The organism is Legionella antarctica (genome assembly GCF_011764505.1).
Lineage (GTDB): Bacteria > Pseudomonadota > Gammaproteobacteria > Legionellales > Legionellaceae > Legionella > Legionella antarctica.
The window spans coordinates 2390264-2416558 of sequence record NZ_AP022839.1 but is presented as its reverse complement, the minus strand read 5'-3'; the positions used below and the strand labels follow the sequence as shown (position 1 = coordinate 2416558).

Here is a 26295-nt window from a genome sequence, read left to right as displayed (position 1 = left end):
TATAGCTCCAAGATAAATTACAGGGCAAGCAGGTTAGGGTATAAAGCTATCGTAGAGATGATGCTAGGCGATTTTTTTTTTAGATAGACTCATTTATAACACTCATCGATTGGTATGAAAGGTGAGTCAATGAAAAAACAGGCTACAAAATTGGAAAGTTTGGAGGATAAATCCTAAACTGAAAACAGGGTCGTTATGCTCTGGTTTAATCAGTTATCGTGTGGAATCTGTAATCGGCGTCAGTGGAGTGCGCAGTAGGCGAGGGCGCTGATTACCGTAGCTAAATTTTAACACATAAAATAATGGATAAGATCTCTAACACATTCTTTGGATAATAGTCTAGATACTAAGGTCACTTTAGTCTAGTCAAATTAAAAAACTTGAGGATAAAGTATGACCTATTTAATTTCAGGAATTCAACAAATAGGAATTGGCAATCTAGAACTTACTGAAGCTTTTTCCTGGTATCGAAAAAATTTTGGTATGGATATTCCTCTGTTTGATCAAGAATCGGAGGTAAGCCATATGTTACTCTACACGGGTGGGGAAGCGCATCAGCGTCATGCTGTACTGGCGATTAACCTCAAAGGCGGTGGTGGCTTTGAAATGTGGCAATACAAAACCCGTGATTCTATGCCTTGTCTTTTTACAGTAAGTGTTGGAGATCTGGGTTTTACAATTGCTAAAATGAAAACGGAAGATGTGCATAAAACCTATGCTCGCCTAAAACACAATAAACTTAATTTAATTACACCGGTTACAACAGATCCCAATGGACAAAAACATTTTTACCTAAAAGATTTATCTGGCAATATGTTTGAAATAATTGAAGGTAATAATTGGTTTAGCAAGGGAGTCTTAGAGCAAGGAGGTGTCTCCGGAATGGTTATTGGTGTATCTAACATGGAGAAGTCAATCAATTTTTATTCGAGCATATTAGGATATGATACTGTTGTGTATGATAAGTCCGGGGTGTTTTCTGATTGGAAAGGAGTTGAAGGTAGTAGCAACAAAGTAAGACGGGTTTTATTAAAACATAGCCAACCAAGACAAGGTGCTTTTTCTAAATTATTGGGAAGCAGCGTGATTGAGTTAGTACAGTTCGCCGATAAAAAAGGGAAAAAAATATTTGCAGGAAGGTTTTGGGGTGACCAAGGATTCATCCATTTTTGTTTCGATATATACAACATGCCAGCTCTTAAAAAGCATTGTGAATCGCAAGGTTATCAATTTTTAGTAGAAAGCAATCCTGATTTTGATATGGGCGATGCTGCGGGGCATTTTGCTTACATCGAGGATCCTGATGGGGCATTAATTGAGTTTGTTGAAACTTACAAAATACCCATTCTAAAAAAAATGGGCTGGTATTTAAATTTGCAGAAAAGAGACTCAAAAAAACCATTACCTGATTGGATACTAAAGGTTTTACGCTTTAGCAGAATATAATATAACCGGGCAAGAGCATCAAAGTTCAAATTCCTAACACTATATCTCTATATTTAGTCATAAAGGCTGGCTTTTCGTCTTCTTCGTGGCATTGAAAACGTTGATACCTACTCCTTAGTCCTCTATGGCTTCACCGCTGTCAAATCCAGAAACTATCGCGTTGATACAATAAAATACAATTTCTACAAATAGGTAATCTGTGTGATCTCGCGCAGATAGGGTAAATCACTAAAATAAACCATGGCTCATTTAAATAGTCTCATTCGCAAAAAAGTTAGCCTTTTGTTAAAGAGCATGCCTGGGTAGTTTTTGTTCTACCACTATACTCCTTAAGTACAATCAAATAGAAAGTTTTTGGCATTGGTTAAAACAGAAAATATATGATTGCAAATCGTTTATTATAAAATATAAAAGAAGATCTCTTCCGTCTTACTGGTATGGATATTTATAAAATGAGGGTACTTGTATATTTTCAATAAAATTATAGGTGTTCAAAAAACGATTGGATTGATTTATATTTAACTCCTATACTCATTATTAGGTCTCCAGATTATGGAATAAAAAATGGCATTTAATAAATCAGATATTTTTGATAAATGTTATAGCGATAAAGGAAATTTTGCAGCACAAAGCAAGGAAGATGAAAACTATTTAATCAGCCCCATTTTACATGGCCCCTCAGGACCTCACATGCAATTTCAAAACAAACCTATGATAGTTTGGACCATCAATGATTATTTAGGTCTTGCACAAAATACAGAAATTCAAGAGGCTGGATTAAACGCTGTCCGGGATTGGAGTACTACAACTCCAATGGGTGCGCGACTGATGTCTGGCAATACAGTATCTCATGTAGATTTAGAAAATAAGTTAGCCTCTTTCACACAAAAAGATGCTGCAATTTTATTTATTGCAGGCTACCTGGGTGTACTAGGAACTATAACCGGTTTAGTAGGAAAAGGGGATACTATTATTATTGATCAATTTTCGCATGCATGCATGATTGATGCAGCTTTTCTTGCTCAGTCACGGACTGGAGTAAAGATCAAACCGTTTAAACATAATGATATGATGGATCTGGAACGGCAATTAAAATTAGCTTCAAAAGAAAATCAAGGTGGGATTTTAATTGTCACTGAGGGCATTTTTGGTATGCGAGGTGATCTGGCAAATTTACCGGACATATGTACATTAAAAGAAAAATATAATGCGCGCTTATTTTTAGATGATGCCCATGCTTTGGGTGTCATTGGTAATGAAGGTCGGGGGAGTGGGGAGTATTTTAATTTACAAAATGAAATTGATCTTTATTTTGGCACTTTTGCCAAGGCTTTTGTATCAATTGGCGGTTTTGCCAGTGGGCCTCGTGAAGTCATTTCTTACTTACGCCTTAATTCAAGACCTGCTATTTTTTCTAAGGCACATCCTTTGGTTTTAATTCATGCAATTGATAAAGCAACCGATCTTATCATCGATGGTAAAGAAAAACGGTTAAAAATGTGGCAAATAGCAACGGTCCTGCAAACAGGATTAAAAAAACTAGGGTTTGATCTTGGACAAACTCAAACACAGATTACTCCAGTGTATATTCGTGGTGGCGATATAAAGTTAGCTATCGAGATATTGCATATTTTAAGAGATGAATACGGTATTTTTGTAACTGCAGTATCAGCCCCTGTTGTTCCCCTGGGAACTATTCTATTTCGCCTTGTCCCTACAGCTGCGCATAGTCTTGAAGATGTTGAAATTACCTTATCCGCATTTCAATCTGTGCGTAATCGTTTAGGGCTCAATTAATCAGGAGAATAGTATGTCAATTCATCATTCCAAACTTGGAAATATGGTTGAATTACTTAACTTACAAGCTCAGGAAACGTCTCGAGATAGATTATTTTTTATAAATTCATCTATTAGTATAGAAGAAAAACTTAATTATCCTTCACTAATAATAAAAGCTCAATCTATTGCCGCAAAAATTCAAAAACATACACAACCAGGAGATAGAGTCTTATTAATTTACCAGCCCGGACTGTTCTTTATTTGCGCATTTTATGCCGGTGTCATTGCCGTACCAGTTTATCCTCCTGCAGAAAAAAAATTAATCGAAAAATTACAAGCCGTTATAAAAAATGCCGAACCTAAAATAATTTTATCAACTCAAGTTATTATTAACCAAATAACCAGATTGAAAAACAACAAAGCATTACAAAAATTACCCTTTGTTACATATCTTATGAATCACTTTCTGGAAAATTCTCATGAATTAAGCCAATTGAACTTCGATAAATTTATCTGGATCAATACCGATAGTATTCCATTAGACGAAGCTAATGATTATAAAGAACAGATTATAAAGCCCGAGCAAATTGCATTTTTACAATATACATCAGGATCTACGGGGCAACCCAAAGGTGTGATGATAAGTCATAGTAACTTATTAAATAATTTACAATTTATTAACGAATTTCATGTTGCCCAACTAGATTCTGTCTGTGTAATTTGGCTCCCTCCTTACCATGATATGGGATTAATTGGAGGAATTCTATATCCTGTTTTTACAGGAATAGCCGTTTATTTAATGTCACCAATAACTTTCTTGCGTAATCCATCAACCTGGTTAAAGGCGATTACCTCCTTCAAGGGAACAGTCACTTCAGCACCCAGCTTCGCCTATGCACTATGTAATAGAAAAATTTCTGCTGCTACGATAGAACAATTGGACTTAAGCAGCATGGATGCTTTTTTAAATGGAGCAGAACCTGTAAATATAAAGATTATGGATGAATTTACCAAGAAATTTTCTCCTTGTGGTTTTAAAAAAGAAATGTTTATGCCCTGTTATGGCTTGGCAGAAAACACACTATTGGTTACTGGCGAGAAAGAAGGTGTAATTCACTATTTTGATAGAGAAGCTTTACGCAATAATAAACTTATGGAAATTGATGCAAAAGAGCCTCTTGCACATCCTATCGTTAGTTGCGGAACAGTCTCTGAAGGGCTAACTGTTGTCAATCTAAAAACCTTAATCCCATGTGGTGATCAGCAAATTGGGGAGATTTGGCTATCTAGTGCGAGTGTGGCTTGTGGTTACTGGAATCAAGAACATGAAACTGAAACTTTATTTCAGGCTCAACTAGCAACAAGTAAAGAGAATAACTACCTACGTACAGGTGATTTAGGATTCACTTTGAATAATAAATTATTCATTTTGGGCAGATTAAAAGACCTTATTATTATTAATGGTACAAACCACTATCCTCATGACATAGAAAATTCTGTAGAAAACTGCCATCCAGCTGTACGAAAAGGTTTTTGTGCTGCAGTGAGTATTCCAGGAGAGTATCAAGAGGAGCTTGCAGTAGTAATAGAAATTAATAAAAACCACCTTGAATCCGATTTAGAAGCAATTATTAGTGCAGTGAAACAAATTATTCTTCAGGATCATTCATTATCGGTCCATCAGATTGCTCTTATTAATGAGCACAGCTTACTTAAAACTACAAGTGGTAAAATTAGACGCAAGCTAATTCAATCTCAATTAATCAATAAGCAACTCAACACAAAATTACTATGGACAATAGAAAAACTACCATCAAGAGAAATAAATCGTTTATCTAAAGAAGACATAGTACACGATCAACAAAACCAAGCTTTGGAACACTTGACGTTTATTCAAAATATACGAGATGCGATTCATTTGGAATTAAGTGAGATGCTTGATATAAGTATTGATACAATTGACGATAATAAAAATTTTTCTGAATTTGGACTGGATTCTTTAATGGCCGTTGAGTTAGAAGCCCGGTTGCAAAACCACCTAAATAACAGTTGTCGTTTGTCAGAGGCCGCAGTAATCAACAATCAGACAATAAACTTATTAATTGAGCACATTCAATCATTGGTTAATAAATCAACGTCCTTAAATAATTTATCCACCCCTTATTCCTTTATACAAATCCCGGAGCACTTCTGTAAACCCAGAACTGAAGGCTTAACATCACTTTTAGATACGGGAATGCATTTGATGGACACAGAGCAGCTTCTTTTAATGGTAGCTGACTATATTGATATTGTTAAATTAGGGTTTGGTACGTCAAAACTTTATCCTGAACAACTACTACGGCAGAAAATAAACTTATTAAAGTCAGCCAATATTCATGTCTGCCCAGGTGGTACTTTCTTTGAAGTGGCACGCAGACAAAATAAAATTGAGGATTATTTTAAAGAATGCATCCGCTTGGGTTTTAATTGTGTTGAGTTGTCTGATGGTTTATTAGGTATTCCAATTGAAGAAAAAATTCATTTAATCACGAAGGCTAAATCTTATGGTTTTGTCGTCTTATCAGAAGTAGGAAGAAAAGATGCGAAACAAGACAGTCAATTAAGTATCGAAGATCGTTTAATTGAAATTAGAGAGCAATTAAATGCAGGAGCATGGAAAATTATTCTTGAGGCACGTGAGTCTGGTACGACAGGTCTTTTTAATACAGATACTTCGATTAAAACACAAGACTTTGAACGCATTATAACAGAAGTATGTGCCCACGATTTACTTTTTGAGGCACCTATTAAGCATCAGCAAGTGTGGCTTATTAATAATCTTGGGGTTTCGGTTAATTTAGCAAATATTGCTCCACGGGATGTGTTGGCTCTGGAAGCACTCCGTGTTTCACTCAGAGCAGATACTATTTCAAAGGAGTAATATGGACAATAAAATTATTCGTTTTGAAATCGGTCCCGAAGGAGCTTGCCAAGCAGCAAAGCGAGGAGACCTTTGTATTATTGTTGACGTATTACGTGCCAGCAGTTCCATCATTGCAGCCTTCATGGGTGGCATCAAATCGATTCGTTTGGGCGATAATTCTTCATTCGATGTAAGTAAACTGGAAATCACAGCAGGAGAACAGAATTGCATAAAAATAGACCACCTAACCTATGGTAATTCCCCAGAAGACTTATTACACAATAGTCATCAAGGATGCGAATTACTTTTTTTCTCTACTAATGGCATCCCTTCAATTAAAGCATGTACCTCCTATAAAGTACCCGTTTTAATTGGAGCTATTATTAATGCAGATACAGTAGGACGACTGGCGAAAGAAATTGCTTTGCGTTTAAACATTAACATCTCTATCGTTTTAGCGGGCTATAAAGGCAACCTGGAGAACGATGATCTTCTAACCGGTTCATTAATTTATAATAAACAACTGCAATCATTTCAATTGTTAGACACCGGCCTCCTTTATTCTGATAATTTATTGGACTCACTTTTAACCTGCCCAGCAGGCCTTCGCTTGTCCCAATTAAATTTAGAAAAAGACATTTATTTTTGCGCACAAGAAGATATCACAAAAATCGTCCCTATTTATGATGAAAAAATAAAGCAATTGGTACCAATTGCTTATCCATCTGGCTCTTGGGAGAATTTATTATGTTAAAACTATTCACTGCACATCCTGCTTCTGTAAATCAAAGTTATTGGGCTCATTTATTTTTTGCCATTTCATTTGGATTTATTATGATTAAGGGAGGATGTGCCTGTCTAATTCATGCTATTTTTCCATTTTTGTTTCAAACGACAGGAAGTCAAACAGCATTTAGTGCTGTTGAAAAATACCTGCAAAAATGTCCTTACAAAAATGAGAATGATAAAAAACTAATACAATGTTTACAGAACCGAAAAGGAAAAGATAATCCGTAACCGCCAAACAAAAGAGTTACTTGTCGGTATGGTTTAAAACAGATATGCCTCTTTTAAATAGATCAGAATTGGTGTTTTAGGGTAAAAATTTTTGGATATGCTGCATGTTTTGGCATGTGACGACTTTCTCGATCGGGTAATTAGGAATAGACGAAGACATCAAGATTGTGTTCTTTGAACGTTTCGACTAGTGAAAAAAATGCTTGATGGTGTTTCCGAACGATTATTTTCTATTTTGAGTCTGCCGTCATTGATGTACTTCGTGAGATTTTCCTGTTCTTGCTTACCAAACATCAGAAATAAAAATAAACAAAATGAAGCAACTGAATCTTCAGCTTATCCATACCTTAGGTTAAATAAGAACTATATGGCTGTCTTAATGATGAGATGCGTATAGTGTTCAATAACATATCTATGCTGCCTTCCAACTTTATTGAAGAGCTTCTTCACTCTCATATAACTTGGATAAGATTAAACTTGTAGGTTTAGCAAGTCCCAGATGAGATAACTCCTTTTTTGAAAACCATTGTCCGTAAGTTGCAGCCACTTTGTTGTTTAAAGCTCTGGTTTTTATGCTTAGAGCATTGATTTCAAGATGAAAATGACTGAAACGGTGCTTAAAGGCAGTGAGTTGTTTGGGTGTTTCTCCCTTGAGGTCGTATTGAAGTTGTATGAAACCGAGAGGGCATTTACCTTGATCTAAACCTGGTAAACACCACAAACCACCCCATACCCCTGTAGGAGGTCTTTTTTCGAGATAGATTAGCCCCTGGTCATCATATAAAACCAGTATTTGTTGCGATTGGATGGGCACTGGTTTTTTTAGTTTTTTATTAGGATAAAGGTGCTGCTCATTATTTTTAAAAGCCTGGCAATGATTTTGTAAAGGGCAATTAAAACAATCAGGATTTTTAGTCGTACAACATAAAGCACCCATATCCATAATGGCCTGGGTATAGTCAGCACAACGTTTCCGGGGCATGCAGGCATCGGCGAGACTCCACATGCATCTCTTGACTTGGGCTTGTTCGGGCCAGCCCTTAATTAGAAAAAAACGAGCCAGCACTCTTTTCACATTTCCATCTAAAATAGCTGCAGGTTTATTGAATGCCTGTGACATAATAGCAGCAGCAGTTGATGGACCAATTCCAGGCAGATCCATGAGTAATTTAAGATCTTCAGGAAATAAACCATTATATTGTTCTTCTATAGTTTTAGCGGTGCTGTGAAGGTTCCTCGCCCTACTGTAATAACCTAGCCCCGACCAAAGCGAAAGAACCTCATCTTCACTTGCTTGAGCTAATTCGTCTACAGCAGGAAATCGCTGTATGAAGCGATTAAAATAGGGAATAACAGTTTGTACTTGGGTTTGTTGTAACATAATTTCAGAAACCCATACCCGATAAGCCGTCCGAGGTAATTGCCAAGGCAAATCTTTACGCCCGTATAAGTCAAACCAATCCAGTAATGGTTTACTAAACTGGTCTTGCAATGTTTTATTCATCAATGTTTTAAATCTTTAGTCGGTTTCTGATTTGATTTATGGGTTTTTCAATACTGATATTCAATAGCTTTTGGCCAAGAAGAGGAAACATTGCCCTAAAATCAGGTAGAACCTTGGGTTGATCAAGGGTTCCTGAGATTATTAAAGGAAAATACCCTCTAAGTCTTTCCTGAATTTCTAGCATGGCAGGGTCTGCACTGTTGTTATTTAAGCTAGCTTGAAGTTTAGAGTTCAACTCGTAATTGAATAGATTTAAAGCTCCATGTCCCTTCACTTGTAATTTATCTGTTTGTAATAAAATAGACTCACTGGTTAACATTCCATTTTGAAACTGGAACTGCATACTGGCTAGTTTGAACGAAGTATTACCCCGATTGTACGAGCTGCTATCCCAATTGGTTAATTGTCCAAGGGTATTTTTGATCTCGGGTTGAAGCTTATCTTTTAAATTATTTAGCATGTGTTCCAGGTTTAAATTATAAATTTCACCATCTCTAATCGAGATGGACCCCGTTCCGCTAATAGTCTCAACGCCTGGATTTTTCAGGGGGATAGAGGCATGTATTGATATGGGTCCGCATGTCTGGAACAAAATTAAGGAAAAATAAGAGCTATTCATCCATCATTTATAGTTAAAAATTCACTCAAATTAACCTATTTAAACCTACTCAATACCGTATGAATAGTGATTGCTACTACGAATTGTCTTAGGTCATTTTACCACAACTCTATCAGAATGACTTATCCACAAGTCCACAGGTCAGGAGAGCTTCACTTTCTCGTATAGGCCTGTGGGCCTTGTGGGTAAGTCATGACGCTCTCATTTAGGGTTTATGGTCTTTTCCGGCCATAATACACCTCTGCGGGCGTTAAATAATTAAAGGACTGGTGAAGCCTTCGGTTATTATAATACTCAAAATACTCCGTTAAGGCCAGCTCAACCTCTTCAATTGTATCAAAATCATACCGGTAGATTTTTTCTTGCTTAACACTACGCCACAATCGCTCGATAAATATATTATCTAAATAACGTCCTCGCCCATCCATGCTGATAGAAATGTGGTGAGATTTTAGCGTATTTATCCAATCTTTTGAGGTAAATTGAGAACCCTGATCCGTGTTAAAGATCTCACAACGCGAATGCAGCAAAGCGTTTCTAAGCGCCTCAATACAAAATTCAGCCTCCATAGTAGGTGAAATAGCCCATCCAATCACATAACGACTATACCAGTCCATAATAGCTACTAAATACACATGCTTTCCTTTCATGCGGATGTAGGTGATATCTGCGGCCCAAACCTGATTTGGTTTGGTGATATCCACCTCTTTTAATAAATAAGGGAACACCTCATGCTCCTTATTGGGAACGCTTGTATTTGGCTTTGGGTAAACAGTCGATAACCCCATCATTTCCATCAACTTTTTTACTCGACGTTTACCAACAGGATAGCCTACTTCTTTTGACAGCCATCTTGCCCGCTTAATTTTACCTTCACATGGATACTGCAGATAGTGCTCATCAAGTAGCGCCATAAGCGCTTCATCTTCGACAGAAATGGGCTTGGCACTATAATAATAACTTGAAACAGGCAAGTCTAATAGCAAGCATTGTTCACGAATGGTGAGCTCGGCAAGAGGATCAATCATGACGCGCTTTTCATCCAGACTAAAGTTCATGCTTTTTTTTTAGCCAAGATAGCTGCGCTTGAAGTCGACCAATTTCTTGATATAATGCCTCAACAAGCTGCTCTTGGGACTTGGCTTCTTTTTCATTAGCCCCAGAGAATAAATCGTTAATGGCTTTGATGGCCGATTGCTTCCAAGTTTTTACCTGCGTTGCGTGAACACCGTATTCACTGGTAATTTGCGCTTGTGTGAGTTTCCCCTCAATCGCAGCTAGCGTTATTTTTGCCTTCTTGGCCGCCGTATAATAAGCTCGCTTTTTAGACATTTTATTCTCCTCTTTGTATTAAGAAGAATAGCTCTTAAAAAACCTTTTTTTGTGTCCAGAAAACCGCGCCTATATTATATTGAGTAATCCAATCCCCCATGGATTATTTCATGTCCTAATAATATGCCCATTAATTGCTTACCGTTTAAATTTGTTGCTGTTTGATTGAGAGAGAATTGTTTCATGGCAATCCCATAGTCCAAATTGCCTATTGACTCACCATTGTATAGAGAAAGGGTAAGTGGATTAAGTTGGATGCTTTCTTTACCTGTTTTGAGAGTGGCACTTATTTTTTTGATAACAAATTGATTCAAGGAAATATTCTGCAAAAGAATCTGTCCTTCAGCCGCAGACTGAATAATACCATTCTGGAGTTGATTCAATATTGACGGCGCCAGATTCAACCTTCCCTTGAAGTTAATATTCGCTTTGATTAGTGGATTAGAGTTGTACTCAGTTAGTTTCGTTTTAACCTGTACAGTAAATGGGATATTCTGTAAATTAAAGTGTTCAACCCCAATTTGTAAGTTTTTAAATACAGTAAAATAGCCATTGTTGTTGATGATGATTTGACCATGACTTACTAATAATCGTTCTATGGCAAATTGCTCCCCATAGGTGCTTTTACTGGTATGACTATTTTCTAATTGATCTGTTGGTTTGGCTGGTTTGGTAACATTCTGGTTAACTCGGGCATTTAGCCCATCGATATTGACTTGACTAAAAACGAATTTTCCGCTTAGTAGGGGGGATATTTTTAAATTCAAAAGCATGGTATCGATAGCTAGTGAATATTCTTCATTTAATTTTGTATCGCCAATTATAATTTTACTAAATTTAAGCCCCGGGCGAGGGAATAATTGCCAGGAGATAGTACCATCGATGTGACTTTGCTTATGAGTGAGGGTAGTAATTTGGCTCCCTACGAGTTTTTTTATTGTTTCGGGATTAATATTCTTTGCTAAAACCCACAAAATGATCGACGTGACCAGTAACAAGGACAGCAAAGTAAGTGCAATTTTTCCTAACAATTTCATAAGGCCGAACCCTAGGATAAAAACAGAAGCATATAGGTAAAGGGCTTTCTGTCAAGTTGTACTTAAAAAAACTTTGTTTTCTATTGAAACTATGAGGTTGTCAAACTAGACTGAAAAGATGGATTAAGTTATTTTAGTTCTGCTTTCATAGCTAACACAGGATTAACTCAGAACGTTTAAACTGAATTTGGCTGTTCGATCCCATTAACGGGCAGTTATTGGTTATCTTAATTAAAGATGAGGACGTTGATTTTTTTAGAAGTACTTCAGGATGAGTTATATAAATCAAGGAGATCGTCATGCATCAAGGAACATCCGAAATTGTGGTACTAAAACCTACCGCTGTATTTTTATCGTTTCTTGCCTCGCAATTACCGGATCTTGATGTACCCGATCTGAAACTATTACAGACAGATTGTACTGCTTATGTCATAAATAAACATCATTCAGTTTCTGAGACTGTTGCGGAAATAGAAAAAAATTTTTCGACTATGTTTCGACATGAGATTTGTCGTTGGCTAGGCAATGAGGCCCGCAATGAAATAGAAACCAATTTCCTGGATTTCCTTTGTTGTTTTAAATTTGAGATACATTCCCATATAATTCTAATGGAGGCATCTCTAGAATCAGGTCATCAATTACTGATCATAAAACCCCGTTCTTTGTTACTGGATTGGATGAAATCTGCGGTAGAAGGACATGAGGATCTGGAAAATGTGATCGAGGGGGTGAGCCTTTCTAATTTAACAGAAAATGCTACCGTTCTGATAAAAAATTTTCCTGATTTAAAAGAAATGAGATCATTTATCAAAAAATATTATAAACCAATTTTTGAAACATCAATGAGCCGTATATCCAATCAATCAAGTGAATGGCCTTTAGTAAATTCATATCAAGCATTTAGTCAGTATTTTACTATTGGAATACACACTCAATTGGTTCATTTGCCTCATTAAGGAGTTTACTATGGATCCAATAAGTATAGCTCTTATTTGTGCAGCTTCGTTTGGAGCAGTAGTGACTATAGCAGCATTTATTAGGATGATGATGTTAAGTCGGGACAAAGAATTAAATGATGAGGCACAAAGAACGGCATTGACTCAGGAAGCTGGTGAGCTTGAAAAAATGCGTGAACAAATGCAAAGTAATAAACGATTTGATTCGCATTATAAAGTGCTTGGCGCTAATAAAGACGCCATATTTTATTTAGATGGAAAAATAGAGGACATACTCCATAAAAAAACAGAACTGATTGATCGGTATGCTAAAATATCTATCAAAGAATCTGAGGCTATAGTGGATGGTGCACTATCTACTCAGCGTAAAGTAGCATGCGATAGATTAAAGCTGGAGATTGATGAAGAGATTAAGTTTTACGATAGTGAACTGGTGAATCTGCAGCAAAGACGGATCTCTTTGTGGGATACTCATACGGATTTACAAGAATATCTATTAGAGCAGGAAAAGTCGCGTAATGAAAATCTTGATTTTATTTATAAGCAACATTCGGGGCTGTTAGAAAAGGTATATATTCGTCATATTGATCATAGTGAGCATATTGCAAAACAGACTATTGATGCAGGTACATCTACTTTTAAATCCATGGTTTGGGCACCAGCCCAATTTTTATTGCAATATTTTAATCTGTCAACCGGAATTTCCATGGACAAGTTTCAAATGGAGAATGATGCCAGGGATGAGGTTGAAAAAGCAGAGAGTGATATGAATGATCCATCAGACAGTGATGATGAGATTCTAATTGAAGATGATACAGATACAAACCGTGAAGATTCAGGGGATGACTCGCAGTTATTGATTGCTTAAAAACTATTCTTTTGAGTTAATTGATGACATATATGATAATGTATATTACACTATGGTTCCCATGCAGTCAAAATTCTGTTGTGGGTATTCACTAAAGTCTCTTTCTCGTTTTTAAGATGGAATCTTAGAATGCAAGGACTTTAACCGATTGGTTGCAAGAGGAATAACTCGTGGTCTACATAAAACGTGATAAGGATGGTCAGATTTGTGCGATGTATAGCCAAGAGACTGGAAGTGTGACGGAACAAATTGACACTGATGATTCTGAATTTATTGACTTTTTAATGGATTGTGATAAAAATTTACAATTAAAATTTCTTAAATCAGATTTGCAATTGATTCGTGTGCTTGAAGACGTAATAAATATTCTAATGGATAAAAATATTATTACTATTACCGATTTTCCGCAACCAGTAATTGATAAGTTATTAGCACGTCAGGCTTTTCGCAAGAGATATGCTGGTGTAGCTGGTATGGAGTATAAAGATGATGAAGAAATGTAGTTTAGAGTTTATGTCTTTTATTTTATGTTTTACTTTGGCAACCCCCGTATTTAGTCTCGATTTAAATACTCTCCTTCCGGACGAACGCAACACTGTAGATGTATTTCAAAAGTCTTCGCCCAAAGTGGTTTATGTTCATCGCCTGGCAACGGTTCAAAATCACTCGGCAATAAAAAAACATGTTCCAGCTGGGGCAGGATCCGGAATTATCTGGGATGAAAAAGGTCATGTTGTTACCAATTACCATGTGATTAAAGGGGCAGATGATTTGGCAGTAAGTCTTGGTAATATGACAGTACCAGCTAAAGTAATTGGTGCAGAACCTCGTAAAGACATCGCCGTACTGGAGATAAAATCGCCCCAGGCTTTAGCTTATTTAAAGACCTATAAACCCTTTGAGATCGTGCATCTTAAGGATTTAATAGTAGGTCAAAAAGCAATTGCGATTGGTAATCCTTTTGGTTTGGATCATAGTTTATCTAAAGGCGTGATTTCTGCACTAGGACGCAAAGTTCCTGGAATTGGTGGAGTGACTATTCGAAATATGATTCAAACGGATACTCCGATTAATCCAGGTAATTCAGGTGGACCTCTGTTAAACAGCGCAGGTCAATTAATCGGCTTGAATACCATGATTTTTTCCCGCTCCGGTTCTTCTGCTGGAATTGGTTTTGCTGTGCCTGCAGATGATATTGAGCGGGTTGCAACGCAAATAATTAAGCACGGTCGAGTTGTTTTATCGGGTATAGGTATTCAACGAGTTGAGCCTCATATTGCAAAAAAACTAGGGGTTAGAGAAGGAATTTTAATTTCTGAAGTGCTACCCAATACCCCTGCAGCTCACTTAAAATTACGCGGAACCTATAGAGATGCCTGGGGACGCATTGTTATGGGCGATATTATAGTTGCTGTAAATGCACATCCGGTTGCCAATTATGATGCTTTGTATAATCTGCTCACTGAAATTAAAGTGGGGGATCTGGTTACACTTTCAATACAAAGAGGTAATAAGCAGATGGATGTTAAAATGAAAACTATAGATATTGCTGCATTATAATTGATATTTTACCAAGGCTTGTCAACAAGCCTTTTTTTCTTTATGGGTTGGAGTAAAAACAATAGAATACTCCCACTCCATTTTTTTATATTATGTGAGAGGCTATTCGGGGCTTATTTTACTAGGATATAAGGATATAAGGATGTTGCTTAATATAGAAGATTCCATTGTGTTATTGGTTGACGTTCAAGAAAAACTGACATCAGCAGTTTTAAATTGTGATGCTTTTCTAGCTCGTTGTGAATGGTTATTAAAATTAGCACGTACCATGCGCGTGCCTGTTCTGGTTAGCGAACAGTACCCAAAAGGACTTGGAGCAACAGTAGAACAACTCAGTCCATATTATGATAAAAAAGAGTGTATCGAAAAAGTTCATTTTTCTTGCATGCAACAACCTGAGTACACATCCTGCTTGAGCAAATTCAATAAAAATCAATTAATAGTAATTGGAATTGAAGCACATGTTTGTGTGCTGCAGACCGCTATGGAAATGAAAAGTGCAGGTTATGAGGTATATATTGTTGTTGATGCGGTTAGCAGTAGAAGTGAGCAGGATTTAAAATATGCTTTAAAACGAATGAAACAAGTGGGTATTCACTTGATAACTGCTGAAATGGTATTTTTTGAATGGTTAAGGCACGCAGGAACACCTCAATTCAAAGCCCTGAGTAAAGAGTTTTTGCAATGAGTCAGACTGTATTTGCATCATAGTTTTTTGGAAAAAAATTGACTCATTCCGAATGAGTATTCTATCTATTTCGTGACTTCAATGTGTTAATTTCATAAACGATAACTTCGAAATCTGAATAATGGAGAGTATAAATGAATTTCGATAATCAAATTGCTTTAGTGACTGGCGGTGCCTCAGGTATGGGGAAGGCCTGTGTTGAATACTTGCTTCAACATGGTATGAAAGTAGTCATTTGGGATAAACAGGAAGACAGTACTAGTGAAGCTGATTTATTTGTTACTTGCGATGTAACCAGCGAAGAGTCGGTAGAAAATGCTATGAAAGAAACCATCGCACAAACTGGTACTCCCAGAGTATGTATTAATTGTGCTGGAATTGCTCCAGCCAAACGTATCGTTGGAAAAGAAGGCGCTATGCCCCTATCTGCATTTAAACAGGTAATAGATGTAAATCTTATTGGTACTTTCAATGTAATGCGTGTAGCAGCTCATGCCATGTCGGTTTTAGAGATCGAAAGTAAATCCCAAGAGCGTGGAGTTATAATTAATACAGCCTCCATTGCTGCATTTGAAGGCCAAATAGGTCAGGCGGCTTATAGTGCATCCAAAGGCGGAATAGTTTCTATGACCTTGCCCGCCGCTCGTGAGCTGGGACGATTTGCAATCAGGGTCAATACCATAGCTCCAGGATTATTTGCAACACCATTGTTATTAAATATGCCTCAAGAGGTTCAAGACAATCTGGAAGCCACCATTACGTTCCCTCAACGCTTTGGTAAGCCCGATGAGTTTGCATCGTTGGTTGGTCAAATTATTGAAAATGGTATGCTGAATGGGGCGGTTATCCGGCTCGATGGCGCTCTTCGCATGCAATGAATCTTGATAGAAAAGGGCAGCACGTTGTACAAACCTCTTTTGCCCTTTTCTCATAAATCTGAACTGATATATCCTTAAGAATTTTATTGTATAAAGAAATAGGTGGGAATCTTTTTTGGAGTAATGTGCATTAAAATTGCATGGCGCCAGTTTACAGAATATAAATTTGGCGCTTTAGAATATAGATTAAGCTTCTTGATGGTGGTTGTTATCGGGTGATGATTTCAAATTTCCAGTTGCGGTATAAACACTGACCCCATTAACTTTGTTTCCTGATAAAGCATTGACAATTTCTTGGCGAGTATGAATATTAGTGACAATAACTTGCCCGTTAACATTATTCAGTTCACGGCATGTAGTTAATAATTCTGCCAGTTTATGATTGAGCTTGGTGAGTCGGTCGGCTTCTTCGGAAGAGCAATTTATAAGGAATTCTTTCAAAGAAAGACTGGCATCGTTGTTTGAATTGCTAATTAAATCTACTCGTTGTTTTGCACTTTCTTCGATCTTATCTGATAAGAGTTGCTTTTTGTTTGCTAACTCTTCAAGTGAATCGAATTGCCGAGTTGCAAGTATTGTTTTCTCTTCGGATAATAAGATATTGAGGTTTTCTACCCAATTGATTTCCTGCTCCAAATGGCTTGCTAACGTTTTTATATTATTATTCATTAAATTATCCTAAAAAAAATTATCCTAAAAAATCGATTTTTCAAAAAACCAGGGAAAATACTTCTTCAAAGTCCCGCCGCTTTTCCGCGGGACTTTAAGCTATCGATTTTCACGAGGTTATTGATAAGTTATAAAATTCATTCTGAATTTAAGCTAATTCTAAATTATTTAACATACCTCTGGCAATTTTGTCGCTTTGAATCAGGTAGTTTCCTGATTGAATTTCTGCTTTAAAATACAATACACGTGCTTCATTAATCTCGGGTATATCCTGCAGAGAGGCTTTAAGTGCCTCTAGTTGCTGCGAAGTACTACTTAAGGATACTTTATTGGATGAAGGACTATTTTCAATAACCGTTCCTCTAACCTCCTGATGTTGGGCTTTGAGGCGAGCATCAGAATCAATAGATTTCCTATTAGCTGAATCATTAATTTGGTTAACCATCGATTTGTCCTCAATCACATTTAGCATAATTATCGGCTCCTTTTAAATTTTCTTTAGTAAATTTTCGATAAAATTTCATATTTTTTGCTATTAATATCCAAATTTAAGCTTCTAAGACGTTTATAGAACAACCGTTACCCTTTTCTCTCCTGTAACTTGTGCTTCTATGATACGTTTTGAAGACCGATTTTTTACTTTAACTGTATCACCCAGTGCTCCTTCATTTAGAGCAATTCCGGGCATGCTCACCGTTAAGTTTTCATTGTTAGCGACTATAGTAACCTCTTCACCTTTATGAATCAGTTTAGCCAGTTCAATATTGTATGGGGTAAAAGGACTATCTGCAGCAACATCATGCTTACAGACAAGTCCTATTAATTCATTTTTGTTGGTAAAATATCCTGACTTTAGCTTTTGAGTATCCATTTCAGTTTGATAAATATCATTTTCTTTTACTTGAGTCCCCTTAACAAGCATGTTTTTTGAGACTAAAACAGTTTTAAAGATGGTGATTGTGAACGGTACATATAAGATCCAATGATTATCCTCTTCAAGACATTTTACTGCCATAGTACTGCTGCTTAAAACTGGAGTTTGATAGGGGTTAAAAACAAAAAGCCGTTCTTCTGCACATGCTTTAAGATTCAAACGAGAGTCAATTTTATTGGCAGACACCTGGATTTTACCTTCGGTGTAATTGGATAGCTCATTCAAAATGGTTTGTTCTATTTTATCTTTCAAGAGGGCGAGGGATTGAACCTGGGTCGCATGTAAGCAGATACTTGCAAAAAATAGGAAAACACTTAGTATGCTCTTGTTCACAACATTAACCCTCTTGGTATGTAGTCAGATTTCCATGCAAATATTGCGCCAACATTAGGAGTATAACATGACCGATCGTTTTAGCATCTACAAACTGATTTTATTCATGTGTGTTGCACCATTATATGCAAATAGCCATCATCCTCAAGAGTTTCTAAAGACTATTGAAGGAACCAGAAATGAGGGAGAACAGATATACAGTCATTTTTGTTCTAATTGCCATGCCCCAAAGCCCCTGATCCCCTTAGGTGCTCCAAGAATTGGGTATACTGGTGATTGGAAATTAAGAGTGAAGCAAGGAATTGATATTCTTTTCAGGCATACCGACGAAGGGTTAAATGCTATGCCGGCCAGGGGAGGGTGTTTTGAATGTACTGATGAGCAGCTGATTCGAGCTATAGTTGAAATTGTACCAAAAGAAGACAAAAAAGACCTTTTAAATGAACTTAAAGACCACAAAAAATACAAACAGTAGAAAAATTTAATAAAAAAAGCTAAACCTATTTTAAATTCTCCCGATACAGTAAAAAAAAGAGGGAGAAATAAAGTGAAAAAACAACTATTGTTAGTTCCCGTTTTTGCCTTGGCGGCTTCTTGTTCGTCCATGGATAGATCAACTGCTGTTGTCGATGATGCGGGGTATACCCATTACACTATGAGTATGGCATCAGACCGTAAAGGCTCAAATTACTTCCCTGCAAAAAAAGAACCCACAGGAAGAAAAGTATTCGTCTTTGACCCTAAAGCTACTGCTTGGGCAGCTTATGATGCTCAGGGTAACAGGCTCAAGACAGGTAGTGCTTCTGGTGGTAAGGATTTCTGTGAGGATTCAGGTAGGCCATGCCGTACTGTGACAGGTAACTTTAGAGTTTACTCTAAAAAAGGTGAGGATTGTAAGTCCAGCTTATATCCTCTTGAAACCAATGGTGGCGCGAAAATGCCTTATTGCATGCACTTCTCTGGCGCATATTCAATACATGCTGCCTATGAAGTACCAAGCTATAATGCAAGCCATGGCTGTATCCGGGTTCTACCCAGTGCAGCAAAATGGCTCAATGAAAGTTTTATGGACATAGGTACTTCTGTCGTAGTTAAACCCTACTGATGAGTATCATATTTAATAACTTATTGTATCTCCACTCTGCCCTGCATCTTGCAGGGTTTTTTTATTTGGCAGTCGATGAACATCAATTGCTCTTAATTAACGTCAGTTATGGATAAGATGCTTATTAAACCCAGTGACTATCTCGATCCGTTCGCCCTGGAGAGTCGCTTTAGCGACGTCTCGAAGGGTTTTGGTACAGTGCTTAGCCTTCGAGACGGGCTAAACCCCTCCTCAGGCCGAACGGAGCAAGGTAAAATCTGAGTTTCTTATCCATAACTTGTTAAGTAATTGGAGACACTTGATAATAATAGAATCCCAATTTACTATCGTGTTTTTTTTAAGAGTAGAACTGCATTATGATTCTTTGTATTGATGTTGGAAATTCTCATATATATGGTGGGGTGTTTGACAAGGATGATATAAAATTGCGTTTTCGCCATACTTCTAAAGTCAGTACTTCTGATGAGTTAGGTATTTTTTTAAAAAGTGTCTTAAGGGAAAATAATTGCTCCCCGGAAGAAATTACGAAAATTGGCATTTGTTCAGTAGTTCCTCAGTTAGATTATTCCTTGCGATCAGCTTGCGTTAAATATTTTTCTTCAGAGCCCTTTTTATTACAGGCAGGAGTTAAAACCGGATTAAACATTAAGTATCGTAATCCCCTGGAAGTTGGAGCCGATCGCATTGCCAATGCAATTGCCGCAACTCATAGTTATCCTAATCGAAATATTATTGTGATTGATTTCGGTACTGCAACCACTTTTTGCGTTATTACCGCACAAAAAGCATATTTAGGCGGGGCTATACTACCCGGGGTCAGATTATCTGTTGATGCCCTCTCAAAAAATACGGCTAAATTACCTTCTGTGGAAATTATAAAAATAGAAAATGTAGTTGGGAGATCTACCGTAGAGAGTATTCAATCGGGAGTTTATTATGGGGTTCTCGGTGCTTGCCGAGAGTTAATTCAAAGAATCAATAATGAATCTTTTCCCGACAGTAAGCCCTTGGTTTTAGCTACAGGTGGTTTTGCTTCTTTATTCGATAAGCAAGAGGTCTATGATTATCTCGTTCCTGATTTAGTTCTCCAGGGTATTCGTTTAGCTGCATTAATGAACATTTAGCAATTAATTAAAGTCCCGTATGTCCCCACATCATACGGGTTTCGAATGGCGTTTTTACAATCTATCGCTAAATCAGGGAATCTAGCCTCCCAATAATAATCTGACAGATATTCGTACCCGATATCAAATGTTTCTTATATTGATATAGTGATTAATTTATAATCATTCTTCTTTTTATTTCTTCCAAACTGTAAATAAATTAACAAAAAAGTGGGTTTTCGCCTTGACGAAGGAATAAATGTGTTTCTATAGTGTATAAAAGTGGGGTAAAATAATAAAAAAGTGGAGAATTGTGGAGGAGTTAAATCCTTTACATTAGGAAAACTATGTTTCGTGGAATAAATACCATCACCATAGACACAAAAGGACGCCTGGCTATTCCAACGCGTTACAGAAGTGCATTGGGGGCAGAAGAGAAAATCCCTTTGGTGGTGACTATAGACACTGAGGAAACATGTTTACTGCTTTACACCGCTGCACAATGGCAATTTATTGAAGATAATTTGCAAAAGCTTCCCAGTTTTAATGCTGCAGCGAGAAGAATTCAGCGTTTGTTGATTGGTCATGCCACTGACATAGAAGTTGATGCAAATGGACGTGTACTTTTACCCACTGTTTTACGAAATTATGCTCAGCTGGAAAAGGATGTAGTGATGATAGGGCAAGGAAATAAATTTGAAGTATGGAATAAAGAGCTTTGGGAATCCAGACGTGAACAATGGTTAGCTGAAGAGGCTTCCAAAACTGATGGATTACCTGATGAAATGAAAACGTTTTCTTTGTAATAGGAAACCTAAATGGCAATGCATCAATCAGTATTACTACATGAATCAATCAAGGGTTTAGCTATTAAACCGGGTGGAACTTATTTTGATGGAACTTTTGGTCGGGGTGGTCATAGCAAGGAAATTTTGAACCATTTAAACGAAAAAGGAAGATTATTCGCCATAGATAAGGATCCGGATGCTGTTGAGTTTGCAAAAGATAACTTTGGTTTAGATAAACGATTTCATATATTTCATGGTTCCTTTGCTCGTCTTAGTGAATTTACTGCTGAGGTAAATGTGTTTGGATCTGTTGACGGAATATTACTTGATTTGGGCGTGTCTTCTCCTCAGTTGGACAACCCCGAACGAGGATTTAGTTTTATGCAGCAAGGTCCACTAGACATGCGAATGGATTTAACTCAATCAATAAGTGCTGCTAAATTTGTTAATGAAGCCGAGGTAAATGAGATGGCTTCCGTGTTTAGGTTATATGGTGAAGAGCGATTTGCAGGGAGAATTGCCAAAGCCATTGTTGAAGCAAGAGATATAATCCCTATAACGACGACTTTACAGTTAGCAGAAATTGTTAAAGAAGCAAATCCCAAATGGGAAAAACACAAGCATCCTGCAACTCGTGTTTTTCAAGCGATTCGTATCCACGTTAATCAAGAATTGAGTGATCTTAGTAGTTGTTTAGAACAGTGCATCGATGTTTTGGCACCAGGGGGACGATTATCGGTGATTAGTTTTCACTCTCTCGAAGACCGAATCGTAAAACAGTTTATGAGAGATAAAGAACAAGGAGTGAGACCGCCACCAGAGGTTCCGGTTCGCTACGAAGAGACTAAAACTAATTTTAAGCGAGTAGGTAAAGCTGTAATGCCAAAAGAAGTTGAAATAAATGAAAATGTCAGAGCTCGAAGTGCAGTGCTGAGGATAGGGGAGAAATTAGCATGAATGCTGCGGCTAAAGTAATCAATCAAGGCAATTTATTTAATGGACAATTGGCAGATATGCATATGTCGAAATCAATATATTTATTGATGGTATTGTTAGTTGCTGTTTTAATTAGTGCTTTTGCGGTGATCTACAGCACTAATTCATATCGATCCACATTTAGTCAGGTCGAACAAGAAGTACAACAGACCCATTTTTTACAATTACAATGGGGGCAGCTATTACTGGAGCAGGCAAGCCTGGCTACTCCTGCGAGAGTCGAAGAACTGGCAATAGTAAAACTAAAGATGTCATTGCCTACTTCAAAGAACACGTATTTATTACACGCACGATTAAACTAATTCTTCATTTGAAGAAATAACAGAGTACGTGTTTGTCCTGAAATTTAGAGAGGAATCATCTCGAAAGATTTAATTGCTTCATGTACACTGATTTATTAAAGTCAGTTTGAAACGATGTCTTGTAAATTATTGCACACGAGAGCTTGTGCTTCTAAACTTTATTTTTGAGTAGTAATCCATGAAACAATCACGCCATTTTGCCAGGCTTGTACTAGTTGCTGCTTTTTTTCTCTTGCTCCTGGTCATTTTGATATGGCGTATGGTTGATCTTACTGTTTTGCACAGAAAATTCTTACAAGGTCAAGGTAATGCTCGTAGCTTAAGGGTAATTGATATTCCTGTCTATCGAGGAATGATTACTGACAGAAACGGTACTCCTTTGGCAGTGAGTACCCCAGTAGAGTCTGTCTGGGTTAATCCTAAAGAATTTTCTCCTGATGAACCACAATTCATGAAGTTGGCTAAATACTTGAGTTTATCCCCTAAAGAGCTGAGCAGAAAAGTAGTCAATGCTGAAAATCGCGAGTTTCTTTATTTGCAAAGGCAGTTGCCACCGATCCTCTCTAAACAAATAAAAGCATTAAAAATTCCCGGGATTCATTTTCAAAAAGAATTTAAACGTTATTACCCCGATTCAGATAGTATTTCACAGCTGTTAGGATTTACAAATGTGGATGATCAAGGATTGGAAGGAATAGAGCTTGCCTACCAGGATTGGTTAATGGGAATTGTTGGTAAAAAAAGAGTAATTAAAGATCGTTTGGGCCGCATTATAGAGGAACTTGGGATTCTTAAAGAACCTCGACCAGGGCATGAGCTTGTTTTGAGTGTTGATAGACGATTGCAGTATTTAGCTTATAGTGAATTAAGTAAAACAGTTGAAGAGTTTGGTGCTAAGTCAGGTTCAGTGGTAGTCGTAGATGCTGAAAATGGTGAGATTTTAGCTATTGCCAACGCACCGTCTTATAATCCTAATTCACGTGGACATTATGATCGAGACACATATCGAAATCGTGCGTTAACAGATACGTTTGAACCTGGGTCAGTAATTAAACCTTTTAGCATTGCCAGTGCTTTAGAGACAGGGTTATTTACTCCTGATACGATAATAGATACCAACCCCAGTTGGATGATTGTTCATGGACATACTGTACGTGATGGTCATAACTATGGTGTCCTGGATGTAACAGGAGTTTTGAAGCGCTCCAGTAACGTGGGGGTTACTAAAATGGTTTTGGCCAGTCCCCCTGAGCAATTGATAGGATTGCTGCGGAATTGTGGTTTTGGTCGGAGTACTGAAAGTACTTATCCTGGAGAGAGTGAAGGCGGGGTAGTGAAAGTTAAAGATGCCAATCCTTTTGTTTTAGCTACTTTAGGTTTTGGTTATGGTTTGTCAGTTACGGCGTTGCAATTGGCAAAAGGCAGTTTAATTTTTGCCAATAAAGGTAGATTAATGCCGATTACTTTACTGCATAATGATACGCCTACTCCTGGCATACAAGCGATGCAACCTAAAACGGCAGAGCAAGTATTGTTGATGATGGAAGCTGTGTTAAAAGATGGTACTGGAAAGAGTGCGAGAGTCCCTGGATACCGCGTAGCAGGTAAAACTGGAACTGCTCGAGTTGCTGGAAAAAATGGGTATAAAGACAGGCGTTATACTGCCAGTTTTATGGGAATAGCTCCTGTTTCCAAACCAAAATTTGTAGTAGTTGTAATTATTCATGAACCTTCACGAAAAGGGTATTATGCAGCAGCAGTTGCTGCCCCTTTATTTGCTAAAGTGATGTCTGGAGCGTTGCGATTGTTTAATATACCTACAGATGAACTAGCAGCTTGATAATAAATGCGTCGCCGTATTGTGTGTACGGGGAAGATTGATAGCATTTAGTTTGGAGTCAATAAGTGAAATTAACTCAATTATTAAAACCCTGGATCAAACACGAAGTGGTTGACTGTGTTATCACTGACATTAAAAACGACAGTCGCCTGATTCAAAGAGGTGATTTATTCATTGCCTATCCAGGAGCGATAGCCGATGGACGCCTGTTCATCGAGAGGGCTGTGTCTGCTGGAGCTGTTGCAGTTGTATATGATCCGGTTTGCTTTCCTCCTTCTTGTGATTTACCTGCTTTAGTTCCTTGTATTGCCTTACCAAAATTGGCTGAGCAACTAGCAGAAATTGCCAAACGATTTTATAGTAATCCCAGCGAATCTTTAATCGTAACCGGAGTAACTGGCACTAATGGAAAAACCACTATAGCCTATCAATTGGCACAAGCGCATTTTCTACTCGGGCAACAGTCTGCATACATAGGCACTATAGGCCAGGGGAATGTTAATCTATTACAACCTCTGGATAATACCACTCCCGACGCATTATGTTTACAAAGAATGCTTTATCAATATAAAAAACAGAGTATTAAACAGGTTTGTATGGAAGTCTCCTCTCATGCTTTAAGCCAACATCGAGTCGATGCCATCGAGTTTAGACAAGCGATATTTACCAATTTAACATTGGATCATTTGGATTATCATCACACCATGCAGGCTTATGGTGCTGCAAAAGCATTATTATTTGAGATTGATCAATTGCAGTGGGCAATTATTAATCAGGATGATGCTTATCAACATATAATGAGCAGTGCCGTTAAATCACATGTAAAAAAAATAACTTATGGCATGCATCAGGAATGTGATGTGAAAGCTGTTAAGTGGAACATTGATATTCATGGAACAAAAATAGAGGTGCGTTCACCTTGGGGACAACATCAGTTGCGAACAAAAGCTTTGGGAGAGTTTAATATTTATAATAGCCTTGCTATATTTTCCAGTTTATTGGCAAGTGGCTATAAACCTGATCAGGTAATTCAGGTTATGGCTCAATTGAAAGGAGCGCCTGGGCGTATGGAAATCGTAGCTAACTCACCATATGTTCTTGTGGACTATGCTCATACTCCGGATGCTTTAGAAAATGTTTTGACTACCCTGAGTCAACTAAAAAAAGGTCGTCTATGGGTGGTTTTTGGTTGTGGCGGCGACAGAGATAAAACTAAAAGGCCTGTTATGGGAAAGGCTGCCAGTCTTTATGCTGATAAAGTTGTAATAACCAGTGATAATCCCCGGAGTGAAGATCCTGATGCAATTGTTGAAGAGATTGCTGATGGAATTGTTAACGCTACCCATGTGATTAAATTAGTAAATCGGGAAGATGCAATTGCCTATGCTCTAAATAATGCTGAGAAGGACGACATTATTTTAATTGCTGGAAAAGGGCATGAGGCTTATCAACAAATAGGGAACATAAAGCATGATTTTTCCGATCAGGAAGTAGTGAAGCGATTAATTCTCCAACAAAGGTAAACTTTCTAAATAAAATAGGAACAAAAATGAGTATTGATTACTCTGGACTGCATCAAGGCTGCATAGTACGAAAATAATTAGGGATCAGAGCCCAGTTTAGTTTCTTACTTTAT

Annotated in this window: 27 protein-coding genes; 19 read left to right on the top strand and 8 right to left on the bottom strand. The window is 37.4% G+C overall.

Annotated features, from left to right (window positions below; genetic code table 11):
* Positions 1 to 393 precede the first annotated feature (393 nt).
* From HRS36_RS11460 to HRS36_RS11440, 5 genes are all read left to right on the top strand, one after another.
* Positions 394 to 1446 (top strand): VOC family protein, encoded by a 1053-nt coding sequence (locus tag HRS36_RS11460; protein ID WP_173237422.1) that lies wholly within the window; start codon positions 394 to 396, stop codon positions 1444 to 1446.
* A gap of 564 nt (positions 1447 to 2010) precedes the next feature.
* Entirely contained in the window at positions 2011 to 3243 is a 1233-nt protein-coding gene (locus HRS36_RS11455; protein WP_173237421.1) for an aminotransferase class I/II-fold pyridoxal phosphate-dependent enzyme, read from the top strand.
* 13 nt (positions 3244 to 3256) lie between these two features.
* Positions 3257 to 6148 carry a phosphosulfolactate synthase gene (locus tag HRS36_RS11450; RefSeq protein ID WP_173237420.1) on the top strand — a complete coding sequence of 964 codons (2892 nt, stop codon included), beginning with the start codon at positions 3257 to 3259 and terminating at the stop codon, positions 6146 to 6148.
* 1 nt (position 6149) lies between these two features.
* Positions 6150 to 6884, top strand: coding sequence for a 2-phosphosulfolactate phosphatase (locus HRS36_RS11445; RefSeq protein ID WP_173237419.1), 735 nt, complete (start codon positions 6150 to 6152; stop codon positions 6882 to 6884).
* Positions 6878 to 7147 carry a DUF6356 family protein gene (locus tag HRS36_RS11440; RefSeq protein ID WP_173237418.1) on the top strand — a complete coding sequence of 90 codons (270 nt, stop codon included), beginning with the start codon at positions 6878 to 6880 and terminating at the stop codon, positions 7145 to 7147. Before HRS36_RS11445 ends, HRS36_RS11440 begins: the two co-directional genes overlap by 7 nt.
* A 430-nt stretch (positions 7148 to 7577) precedes the next feature.
* Here HRS36_RS11440 and mutY read toward each other — a convergent pair whose 3' ends face one another.
* The 5 genes from mutY to HRS36_RS11415 form a co-directional block, all read right to left on the bottom strand.
* A complete protein-coding gene (gene mutY, locus HRS36_RS11435; RefSeq protein WP_420814301.1) occupies positions 7578 to 8654 on the bottom strand; it encodes an A/G-specific adenine glycosylase in 1077 nt (358 codons plus the stop codon).
* A gap of 4 nt (positions 8655 to 8658) precedes the next feature.
* Complete coding sequence (locus tag HRS36_RS11430; protein ID WP_173237416.1) at positions 8659 to 9270, bottom strand: AsmA-like C-terminal region-containing protein; 612 nt, start codon at positions 9268 to 9270, stop codon at positions 8659 to 8661.
* Between the two features lie 212 nt (positions 9271 to 9482).
* The gene (locus HRS36_RS11425; protein WP_173235473.1) at positions 9483 to 10328 is read right to left on the bottom strand and encodes an IS3 family transposase; all 846 of its coding nucleotides are present in this window, start codon (positions 10326 to 10328) and stop codon (positions 9483 to 9485) included.
* Positions 10318 to 10602, bottom strand: coding sequence for a transposase (locus HRS36_RS11420; protein WP_173235475.1), 285 nt, complete (start codon positions 10600 to 10602; stop codon positions 10318 to 10320). Before HRS36_RS11420 ends, HRS36_RS11425 begins: the two co-directional genes overlap by 11 nt.
* 74 nt (positions 10603 to 10676) lie before the next feature.
* Positions 10677 to 11639 (bottom strand): AsmA family protein, encoded by a 963-nt coding sequence (locus HRS36_RS11415; RefSeq protein WP_173237415.1) that lies wholly within the window; start codon positions 11637 to 11639, stop codon positions 10677 to 10679.
* Positions 11640 to 11938: 299 nt separating this feature from the next.
* Here HRS36_RS11415 and HRS36_RS11410 point away from each other — a divergent pair, with 299 nt between their 5' ends.
* The 6 genes from HRS36_RS11410 to HRS36_RS11385 all read left to right on the top strand — a co-directional run bounded on the left by HRS36_RS11410 (position 11939) and on the right by HRS36_RS11385 (position 16589).
* On the top strand, positions 11939 to 12595 hold the full coding sequence (locus HRS36_RS11410; RefSeq protein ID WP_173237414.1) for a hypothetical protein: 657 nt from the start codon (positions 11939 to 11941) through the stop codon (positions 12593 to 12595).
* A 10-nt stretch (positions 12596 to 12605) separates the two neighbouring features.
* Positions 12606 to 13463, top strand: a complete 858-nt coding sequence (locus tag HRS36_RS11405; protein ID WP_173237413.1) for a hypothetical protein — start codon at positions 12606 to 12608, stop codon at positions 13461 to 13463.
* Between the two features lie 170 nt (positions 13464 to 13633).
* Positions 13634 to 13966 carry a hypothetical protein gene (locus HRS36_RS11400; RefSeq protein ID WP_173237412.1) on the top strand — a complete coding sequence of 111 codons (333 nt, stop codon included), beginning with the start codon at positions 13634 to 13636 and terminating at the stop codon, positions 13964 to 13966.
* A complete protein-coding gene (locus HRS36_RS11395) occupies positions 13950 to 15023 on the top strand; it encodes a S1C family serine protease (RefSeq protein WP_173237411.1) in 1074 nt (357 codons plus the stop codon). Before HRS36_RS11400 ends, HRS36_RS11395 begins: the two co-directional genes overlap by 17 nt.
* Positions 15024 to 15165: 142 nt before the next feature.
* Entirely contained in the window at positions 15166 to 15711 is a 546-nt protein-coding gene (locus HRS36_RS11390) for a hydrolase (RefSeq protein WP_173237410.1), read from the top strand.
* 134 nt (positions 15712 to 15845) lie between these two features.
* On the top strand, positions 15846 to 16589 hold the full coding sequence (locus HRS36_RS11385) for an SDR family NAD(P)-dependent oxidoreductase (RefSeq protein ID WP_173237409.1): 744 nt from the start codon (positions 15846 to 15848) through the stop codon (positions 16587 to 16589).
* Between the two features lie 186 nt (positions 16590 to 16775).
* Here HRS36_RS11385 and HRS36_RS11380 read toward each other — a convergent pair whose 3' ends face one another.
* The 3 genes from HRS36_RS11380 to flgA all read right to left on the bottom strand — a co-directional run bounded on the left by HRS36_RS11380 (position 16776) and on the right by flgA (position 18525).
* On the bottom strand, positions 16776 to 17258 hold the full coding sequence (locus tag HRS36_RS11380) for a flagella synthesis protein FlgN (protein WP_173237408.1): 483 nt from the start codon (positions 17256 to 17258) through the stop codon (positions 16776 to 16778).
* Between the two features lie 148 nt (positions 17259 to 17406).
* On the bottom strand, positions 17407 to 17730 hold the full coding sequence (gene flgM, locus HRS36_RS11375) for a flagellar biosynthesis anti-sigma factor FlgM (RefSeq protein ID WP_173237407.1): 324 nt from the start codon (positions 17728 to 17730) through the stop codon (positions 17407 to 17409).
* A 93-nt stretch (positions 17731 to 17823) separates the two neighbouring features.
* Positions 17824 to 18525, bottom strand: a complete 702-nt coding sequence (flgA, locus tag HRS36_RS11370) for a flagellar basal body P-ring formation chaperone FlgA (protein ID WP_173237406.1) — start codon at positions 18523 to 18525, stop codon at positions 17824 to 17826.
* A 67-nt stretch (positions 18526 to 18592) separates the two neighbouring features.
* Here flgA and HRS36_RS11365 point away from each other — a divergent pair, with 67 nt between their 5' ends.
* From HRS36_RS11365 to HRS36_RS11330, 8 genes are all read left to right on the top strand, one after another.
* On the top strand, positions 18593 to 19000 hold the full coding sequence (locus HRS36_RS11365) for a c-type cytochrome (RefSeq protein ID WP_173237405.1): 408 nt from the start codon (positions 18593 to 18595) through the stop codon (positions 18998 to 19000).
* Positions 19001 to 19072: 72 nt separating this feature from the next.
* A complete protein-coding gene (locus tag HRS36_RS11360) occupies positions 19073 to 19630 on the top strand; it encodes a L,D-transpeptidase (protein ID WP_173237404.1) in 558 nt (185 codons plus the stop codon).
* 356 nt (positions 19631 to 19986) lie between these two features.
* Positions 19987 to 20754, top strand: coding sequence for a type III pantothenate kinase (locus tag HRS36_RS11355; RefSeq protein ID WP_173237403.1), 768 nt, complete (start codon positions 19987 to 19989; stop codon positions 20752 to 20754).
* Between the two features lie 326 nt (positions 20755 to 21080).
* The gene (gene mraZ / locus HRS36_RS11350) at positions 21081 to 21539 is read left to right on the top strand and encodes a division/cell wall cluster transcriptional repressor MraZ (RefSeq protein ID WP_173237402.1); all 459 of its coding nucleotides are present in this window, start codon (positions 21081 to 21083) and stop codon (positions 21537 to 21539) included.
* Between the two features lie 12 nt (positions 21540 to 21551).
* Positions 21552 to 22478: a 16S rRNA (cytosine(1402)-N(4))-methyltransferase RsmH gene (rsmH, locus tag HRS36_RS11345; RefSeq protein WP_173237401.1), complete on the top strand. Its 927-nt coding sequence runs from the start codon at positions 21552 to 21554 to the stop codon at positions 22476 to 22478.
* Positions 22475 to 22819, top strand: coding sequence for a cell division protein FtsL (gene ftsL / locus HRS36_RS11340; RefSeq protein WP_173237400.1), 345 nt, complete (start codon positions 22475 to 22477; stop codon positions 22817 to 22819). The genes rsmH and ftsL overlap by 4 nt, the downstream gene beginning before the upstream one ends.
* A 178-nt stretch (positions 22820 to 22997) precedes the next feature.
* Entirely contained in the window at positions 22998 to 24659 is a 1662-nt protein-coding gene (locus tag HRS36_RS11335) for a peptidoglycan D,D-transpeptidase FtsI family protein (RefSeq protein WP_173237399.1), read from the top strand.
* A 65-nt stretch (positions 24660 to 24724) separates the two neighbouring features.
* The gene (locus tag HRS36_RS11330; RefSeq protein ID WP_173237398.1) at positions 24725 to 26182 is read left to right on the top strand and encodes a UDP-N-acetylmuramoyl-L-alanyl-D-glutamate--2,6-diaminopimelate ligase; all 1458 of its coding nucleotides are present in this window, start codon (positions 24725 to 24727) and stop codon (positions 26180 to 26182) included.
* Positions 26183 to 26295 lie beyond the last annotated feature (113 nt).

What these genes read in the sequence shown, in the direction of transcription:
- HRS36_RS11460 (WP_173237422.1), top strand. Translation starts at nt 394, where the DNA reads ATGACCTATTTAATTTCAGGAATTCAACAAATAGGAATTGGCAATCTA.
- HRS36_RS11445 (WP_173237419.1), top strand. Translation starts at nt 6,150, where the DNA reads ATGGACAATAAAATTATTCGTTTTGAAATCGGTCCCGAAGGAGCTTGC.
- HRS36_RS11450 (WP_173237420.1), top strand. Translation starts at nt 3,257, where the DNA reads ATGTCAATTCATCATTCCAAACTTGGAAATATGGTTGAATTACTTAAC.
- HRS36_RS11420 (WP_173235475.1), bottom strand. Translation starts at nt 10,602, where the DNA reads ATGTCTAAAAAGCGAGCTTATTATACGGCGGCCAAGAAGGCAAAAATA.
- HRS36_RS11425 (WP_173235473.1), bottom strand. Translation starts at nt 10,328, where the DNA reads ATGAACTTTAGTCTGGATGAAAAGCGCGTCATGATTGATCCTCTTGCC.
- HRS36_RS11385 (WP_173237409.1), top strand. Translation starts at nt 15,846, where the DNA reads ATGAATTTCGATAATCAAATTGCTTTAGTGACTGGCGGTGCCTCAGGT.
- HRS36_RS11455 (WP_173237421.1), top strand. Translation starts at nt 2,011, where the DNA reads ATGGCATTTAATAAATCAGATATTTTTGATAAATGTTATAGCGATAAA.
- mraZ (WP_173237402.1), top strand. Translation starts at nt 21,081, where the DNA reads ATGTTTCGTGGAATAAATACCATCACCATAGACACAAAAGGACGCCTG.
- HRS36_RS11355 (WP_173237403.1), top strand. Translation starts at nt 19,987, where the DNA reads ATGATTCTTTGTATTGATGTTGGAAATTCTCATATATATGGTGGGGTG.
- HRS36_RS11410 (WP_173237414.1), top strand. Translation starts at nt 11,939, where the DNA reads ATGCATCAAGGAACATCCGAAATTGTGGTACTAAAACCTACCGCTGTA.
- HRS36_RS11405 (WP_173237413.1), top strand. Translation starts at nt 12,606, where the DNA reads ATGGATCCAATAAGTATAGCTCTTATTTGTGCAGCTTCGTTTGGAGCA.
- ftsL (WP_173237400.1), top strand. Translation starts at nt 22,475, where the DNA reads ATGAATGCTGCGGCTAAAGTAATCAATCAAGGCAATTTATTTAATGGA.
- HRS36_RS11390 (WP_173237410.1), top strand. Translation starts at nt 15,166, where the DNA reads ATGTTGCTTAATATAGAAGATTCCATTGTGTTATTGGTTGACGTTCAA.
- flgM (WP_173237407.1), bottom strand. Translation starts at nt 17,730, where the DNA reads ATGCTAAATGTGATTGAGGACAAATCGATGGTTAACCAAATTAATGAT.
- HRS36_RS11415 (WP_173237415.1), bottom strand. Translation starts at nt 11,639, where the DNA reads ATGAAATTGTTAGGAAAAATTGCACTTACTTTGCTGTCCTTGTTACTG.
- rsmH (WP_173237401.1), top strand. Translation starts at nt 21,552, where the DNA reads ATGGCAATGCATCAATCAGTATTACTACATGAATCAATCAAGGGTTTA.
- HRS36_RS11395 (WP_173237411.1), top strand. Translation starts at nt 13,950, where the DNA reads ATGATGAAGAAATGTAGTTTAGAGTTTATGTCTTTTATTTTATGTTTT.
- HRS36_RS11380 (WP_173237408.1), bottom strand. Translation starts at nt 17,258, where the DNA reads ATGAATAATAATATAAAAACGTTAGCAAGCCATTTGGAGCAGGAAATC.
- HRS36_RS11430 (WP_173237416.1), bottom strand. Translation starts at nt 9,270, where the DNA reads ATGAATAGCTCTTATTTTTCCTTAATTTTGTTCCAGACATGCGGACCC.
- HRS36_RS11335 (WP_173237399.1), top strand. Translation starts at nt 22,998, where the DNA reads ATGAAACAATCACGCCATTTTGCCAGGCTTGTACTAGTTGCTGCTTTT.
- HRS36_RS11440 (WP_173237418.1), top strand. Translation starts at nt 6,878, where the DNA reads ATGTTAAAACTATTCACTGCACATCCTGCTTCTGTAAATCAAAGTTAT.
- HRS36_RS11365 (WP_173237405.1), top strand. Translation starts at nt 18,593, where the DNA reads ATGACCGATCGTTTTAGCATCTACAAACTGATTTTATTCATGTGTGTT.